We start from the raw sequence: 6,013 nt of genomic DNA on the forward strand, positions 1-6,013 counted from the left end.
TTCTCGGCGCCCCCTTTGTCCCGAAAACAAAAAAGCCCTGCAGCAGGCAGGGCTAAACTGGGCCTTTAGAGTTGCCAGCAGAGAGGGTATTACCGCCTCCCCCTGCCTCCTCTAACCCGCTCTTAGAACGTGAAAGTAGTTCTCAGAGTACCAATAATGATGTCATCATTACGGTCATCTTGATTAGGATTTGTCACCCAAATCACGCCCGGAGTAACAGAAATGTTGTCCGAAAGCTGAAACTTGTAGAACCCTTCAACGTGATAGGAATCATCGTTGCGGAAGCTCCGCAAACTCCTCGAAGCTTCAAGTTTATCCAAGTAAGGCTCACGACCTACCACCAGCCCTAGCAAGTTGCCTTCTTTCCCTAAATCAGGCAAAGCCAAGGTGACAGCGTAGTTCCAGATTTTCGCATCGCCGATGCCGAGAATGCGGGCATTGGTTAAACCGGCCCAGCCACCAAGGATAAATCTCGGGCTCAGTCGCAACGAAGCCTGAGCTCCATAGGAGTTGGTGACAACTTTGCGAGCGCCGAAGCCCTCAAAGCCTTCGCTCAAACCGTTGAGAGAATTAGCCACGCCGGTACCAGTGAAACCGCCGAGATTGTCGATTCCATTCCCCAAACCGTTGTCAAAGCCAAAGTTACCTCGGTTAAAGTAACCGTGGTTATAGTTGAAAGCAACTTGCAAGTTGCGTCCAGGGGTAAAAGTCAACTGACCCATCGCCGCGTAGTCGCCGTTCAACAAGCCTGCGCCCCTAGCCGGACTGGCTGGATTTGACGCCAAATAACCAAATGACAGAGAAGTTGGGCCGAACACGCCGCCCAGTAAGCCCCTGCCGCCAAAGGCATAGTCAAAGCCAATACCTGCACCGCCACCTAAGCGATAAATGGGGTTCCGCTGTCCAAAGGCGCTCAATGACCCGTTGCCACCGTCAAAGTCTTCAAAGTAAGGGTTGACAGTCGGCAGAATGTCGTCCCACACGACAGCGTTGGCTGCAAGGGTAACGTTCAGTCGCTGACCGACGGGGAACTTGTACAGCAAGGTGTCGAGGGCAACAACGTTGTCGGTTCTGCCGACTACATTCCAAGTTTGAGTGCCTTCGCTGGTAGCACCAAGGTTGAAGTTGCGACCGTTGCCGACTTGAAGCCTGGTCAGCAGTAAGTCTCTGCCGGTGAAGCTCGTATTTAAATTTAGACGCACCCGTTGTTGGAAGACAGCTTCGTTGTTGTCGCTGCCGACTCTTCTTTCGTCTCTGCCAAACAAGCCAACGTTGCCACCAAAGTCATCGCTGAGAGCGAAAATTGCTTCCCCAGTCAGCTTGGTAGTGGTGGAGAATTGGTTGGCTTCGAGTTCGGATGTCCGAGCTTCCAGAGCATCGACGCGACCGCGCAGGGTTGCCAGTTCCGCTGCAAATTCTTCTTGGAGCCGTTGGAGGGCTGCCAAGTCATCTCTCGTAGCGAAGTTGCCAGTGCCGCCTCTAATTAGCTCGCTCACCTTGTCTAAGCAAGCATTTAAACCGGCTGCGAATTCGTAGCGGGTCATGGCCCGGTTGCCGCGGAAGGTGCCGTCGGGATAACCAGCAATACAGCCGTAGCGCTCGACTAGGGATTGCAATGCTTGGAATGCCCAGTCTGTGGGCCGCACGTCGGAAAGTTGAGATACTGAGGTAACTTGACCTTCAGTTTCGCCGCCGGCAGCACCTTCGGTGCTGTACTGGTTGAGCTGTTCTAATGTGGCGGCTGGGTTTTGCTCTTGTGGTGCGGCAGTTTGGGCTAAGGATTCAGCCGGTTGTGGCAAACTTTGTTCTGCCGACTCTGCCACTGCCGGGGCTGGAGTTTCTAATTGAACTGCACCGATTTGCTCTGGGAGAGCGGTAGCTGCCGGGGCTGGAGTTTCTACTTGGGCTGCTGGGGCAGAATTTTCTACTGGTTGAGCGACTGTTGGCTCAACTGCGGCTAAAGATTCACTTGTAGGTTGTGATGCCGCTTGGGGATTTGCCTCAGCAGGGGCTGTGTTGGCTCCGACGATCGCACTTTCAGTTGCAGCAGTGGCCACATCTGCCATCGCTGCCTGGGTTGCGCTGCCAGCGACTTGGGAAATTTCTTCTACTGGCTCGGAGGCTGCAGTTATTTCGGAAACAGCAGCTAAAGCATTTAGTTTCGCTTCGGAGGTTTCAGCGGTTTCAGCGCTTTCAGCTTTAGCGACAGCGGGATTTAGCGCATCAGCAGGCTGCTGAGCGTCTGCTGCCATCGCGCTCGAAGAAACTACTAGGGTAGCTCCTAAGACTGCTGGGCTGATTAGTAAGTAACTCCACAAAAATTTCGACATATTCACTCTCATCCTCACACCGATTACAGAGAAACTTTTTTAGTCTTCTATGTGGTCAGTCGTTGCTCCACTAGCATACTCTAAAAAGAGACCTAAAATTCACTTTTTCTTTTGATTCTTTCGGGCTGACCTAGTATATAGATGTGACTGATGGCTACAGAGAGCCTGTTTTTTTGCCTGTACTCAACGGCGTCAAAACCAGACCAGGCTTGGGCTGTCGATTGATTTTACTGATGACACTTGATAGCGCCCGATCGCCTATTTACTTTTTAGCACAGCACGCCCGACTCGTCTAGGCTGATTCGACTTTAACCGATACTTTTTTGCTAACATTTGCTAACAAATACATATTGAGAGCTGATCTCAACCAAGGTGTATCAACTGATGCCCGTAGAATTTTCTACAAGCTCTTATATTCTTGCGTTCAGCTTGGTTATCGCTTACAGCTATTAGCCAATCTGATTATTTGCTTTGATAATGTAGAGGCAACTTATTTATATAGCGGTTGCGTACTACCAAGGTTTTTCACCTAAATCTGAGTGGCTAAATTCATTCTATATGATATGAAAACCTCTAGCAAATGTTAGTGATTGTTAGCAAATGTCAGAAAACTTTTAGTGTTAATCAACCTCCAAGCTGTGCCCGAGAACGCTAAAGACTTGGCGATGATCGAACAATTCTAACAAATCAGCGTTGATTTTGTTGTGAGCTGCTTCTTGCCGCAAAATTTTCATCGCTGCCTCTGTACGCAGGGCTCGCTTGTAGGGGCGATCGCCTGCTGTCAGGGCGTCGTAAATATCGGCGATCGTCATCAATTGCGCTTGAATTGGAATTTCTGACTTGTTTAGACCTCGCGGATAACCTGTGCCGTCGAGTTTTTCGTGATGTCCGTAGGCAATGTCTGGAACATTTTTCAAATCCTTTGTCCAAGGAATTTGTTTCAGAAACTCGTAAGTGTGAGTTACGTGAAATTCTATTGCCGATCGTTCTTCCGGCGTCAGGTTGCCCCTCGACACCATCAATTGCACGATCTCGTCTTGGTTCAGCAGGGGTTTCTTTGCCCCATCTATATCTCTGTAAGTTTGTCGAGAAATTTCTCGCAGTTGAGCTAGCGGTTCTGCTGCCAAAATGTGAGGCTCGTTTGCCTCTAGCAGCACTTCCCAGTATTCTGCTAATCTGGTTTTCGCCTCTGCTAGCTTAGTGTCTAGCTGTTCGATTTCCTGGCATTGAGCGCACTCTGGCTCCTGGATCGGGTGTTTTCGGTAGGCTGAATGCTCCAGCAAGTATTTATATTTAGACTGGACGCATTCCATTTCCATTGTCCGTTGAGCTAAGCCAAAGCGGTGGCGAATGATTTCTAGCTGTGCGGGGTAGAGCTTTTTCTGTTTGGTCAAAATTGCTTCGGGCACTCCAATTTTGCCAAAATCGTGCAGCAGGGCGGCGTAGCGAAGTTCTTGAATTTGGCGGTTCTTAAAGTAAATAGAGCGCAGTCCTCCGCTGCTGACGGTGTTTACTTCTTCTGAAAGGCGTACTGTGAGGGCTGCTACTCGTTCTGAATGGCCGTAGGTACAGGGGTCTCTGGCTTCTATGACTTGCACCGAGGCTTTGACGAAGCCCTCGAACAAATGTTCTATGCTGTCTTGGAGTTGATTGCGCTCGATCGAGATTGCTGCTTGAGAAGCGAGCGATCGAACTATCCTTTCTTCCCACTCCGAATACTGCTGCGTCGATTCCCAGGCATTGTCTGCTGTCAGCACCGTATCTGCCTTTGTTTTGCGGTTGATCAATTGCAGTACACCTATTGTCTCCCCCTGTCGGTTTTGCATCGGCAGTACCATTACCGAGCAGGTGCGGTAATTAATATCCCTGTCAAAACTGGTATCTAGCCGGTAGGGTACGCCCGAGGGTAAGTCGTAGGCATCAGACAGGTTCAAACTTTGACCTGTAATTGCCACGTATCCTGCCAAACTTTTGTCTGTCAGCGGCAGAGCAAACTCTTTAAACGACAGGCTCGGTTTAGAAGCGTTTTGGGCTACCTTGAACAGCAGCTTAGATGTTTCGTCGCTGTGATCTACTAAGTAAACGCTGCCAGCATCGCTGTAGGTAATTTCCCTACTTTTGGATAAAATTAAGTTTAACAAGTCGCTCAAATCTTGGGCGCTCGACAGAGCCGCGCCAATATCTAAAAGCTTTTCTATCAGATCGGTTTTTTCTGCTGCAGACTCGTTCTTGAACTCTGGCTTTTCAAATACGATCATGGTCGGAGGATGGGGAATAGCCTTTTATACATTGAACGTTGGGCCTCTCGACTTTTTCACACCCGATTTTAACCCCAAGTCGATTTTTTATTTGCGAGCTTTCCGCGATCGGCGACTGTGGCTAGATGCAGGACTCTTGTTGGGTCAACTGGCACTCTTTTAATCTAGCGCAGAAATCTCTTGAGCTAGCGCAAAGTCTTTCTCAGTTAAGCCTCCGGCATCGTGGGTTGTTAAGTTAACTGTAACTTTGTTGTAGGAGATTTCTATGTCGGGGTGATGTCCTGCGGCTTCTGAGGGGGCGACCAACTTATTTACAAAGGCGATCGCTTCGATAAAATCTTTAAATGAAGCTGTACACCGCAGTTGTTTACCTTCAACCGTCCACCCTGACAATTGACTGGCGCGCTCTTGAATTTCTGTATCGTTAAGTAGGTCAGCCATAATTTATTTTACTTTGGGATTAGCAATGGCAGATTAATAGTCCACCTGCAGAAAATCCTACCAAAAACTATCCGCTCTCACCAATAGTATTGAGCCTCAAGTTTTAACACTCAAGATTTAACACTATTTGAGGTGAGAGCGGTCTAGCGGGTCTTCAGATTAGAACCTGACTGCCGGGAGAATCCCTAGCTCAGCCTGGTTCCCGATGGAATTCGTTTCCAGTTGGAAACGAGGGCTGGCTGCTAGTGAGCGGCCCCGGCGCACAGCCGGTAGTTTCCAATCTGATGACCCATGAGTTTACTACCTATCATGGGCATCACCTCCGGGATTAGCTAAATGGTTTAATATTTGAACGCACCTCACCCAAATACAAGATTTGGTGTGAGGATTTGTGCGCTAGCCCTTGCCAGCGTAACCGAAAGAACCTGCGTTCTGAGTATCATTTCAGTAATCACAATTATTAGAATAACACAAGGAATTAGAAGTGGGGGGATGCAAATTGATATTTTTGCAAGATGCGGGCAAATTACTGACGGAGCGAGGTTTTCGATCGATCTCTACAGCCAGCGGACGATCGCAGTTTCAGCCATTTGCCTATATTTTCTTCAGAATCCGGGCTGTGCGGTTATCAGGTGCATGGCAACTCTGGCGGCGGGGAAAGGCCGATCGATTTCTTGCCAGATAGGAGAGTTCACCAGATATAAAAAAACAAGTTGTTCTAGCCGCAGGCAGACTTGGTTTTTGTAGAAAATAAACTTTTTTTAGGGCGCTAATGCGCTCGAATCCTGCAAACAAAAAGCTCCCGCCACCAGGCAGGAGCTTTTTAAGCATTAAGGGTAAAGCCTAAAGTGCTTTATCTTACCCTTTTAAAATGTTGGAAATTTTGATATTTCGCGCTGATTACAGAGCGTTACCGCGAGGCAGAACTTCTTCAGGGAAGATGAAGTTTTCGTGGGGTTGGTCAGTCGGAGCCATCCAAGCACG

Annotated in this window: 4 protein-coding genes; 1 reads left to right on the plus strand and 3 read right to left on the minus strand. The window is 48.7% G+C overall.

Going from position 1 to position 6,013, the window contains the following annotated elements:
* Window positions 1-122: 122 nt before the first annotated feature.
* The 3 genes from QUA58_RS19405 to QUA58_RS19415 all read right to left on the minus strand — a co-directional run bounded on the left by QUA58_RS19405 (window position 123) and on the right by QUA58_RS19415 (window position 5,029).
* A complete protein-coding gene (locus QUA58_RS19405) occupies window positions 123-2,330 on the minus strand; it encodes an iron uptake porin (protein WP_333395380.1) in 2,208 nt (735 codons plus the stop codon).
* 620 nt (window positions 2,331-2,950) lie between these two features.
* Window positions 2,951-4,588 carry an HD domain-containing phosphohydrolase gene (locus QUA58_RS19410; protein WP_333395382.1) on the minus strand — a complete coding sequence of 546 codons (1,638 nt, stop codon included), beginning with the start codon at window positions 4,586-4,588 and terminating at the stop codon, window positions 2,951-2,953.
* Window positions 4,589-4,747: 159 nt separating this feature from the next.
* Window positions 4,748-5,029, minus strand: coding sequence for a 4a-hydroxytetrahydrobiopterin dehydratase (locus QUA58_RS19415; protein WP_333395384.1), 282 nt, complete (start codon window positions 5,027-5,029; stop codon window positions 4,748-4,750).
* A gap of 499 nt (window positions 5,030-5,528) precedes the next feature.
* Here QUA58_RS19415 and QUA58_RS19420 point away from each other — a divergent pair, with 499 nt between their 5' ends.
* The gene (locus QUA58_RS19420) at window positions 5,529-5,714 is read left to right on the plus strand and encodes a hypothetical protein (protein WP_333310024.1); all 186 of its coding nucleotides are present in this window, start codon (window positions 5,529-5,531) and stop codon (window positions 5,712-5,714) included.
* Window positions 5,715-6,013 lie beyond the last annotated feature (299 nt).

This window comes from Microcoleus sp. N9_A1, from assembly GCF_036701795.1.
GTDB lineage: Bacteria > Cyanobacteriota > Cyanobacteriia > Cyanobacteriales > Microcoleaceae > Microcoleus.

What these genes read in the sequence shown, in the direction of transcription:
- QUA58_RS19405 (WP_333395380.1), bottom strand. Translation starts at nt 2,330, where the DNA reads ATGTCGAAATTTTTGTGGAGTTACTTACTAATCAGCCCAGCAGTCTTA.
- QUA58_RS19410 (WP_333395382.1), bottom strand. Translation starts at nt 4,588, where the DNA reads ATGATCGTATTTGAAAAGCCAGAGTTCAAGAACGAGTCTGCAGCAGAA.
- QUA58_RS19415 (WP_333395384.1), bottom strand. Translation starts at nt 5,029, where the DNA reads ATGGCTGACCTACTTAACGATACAGAAATTCAAGAGCGCGCCAGTCAA.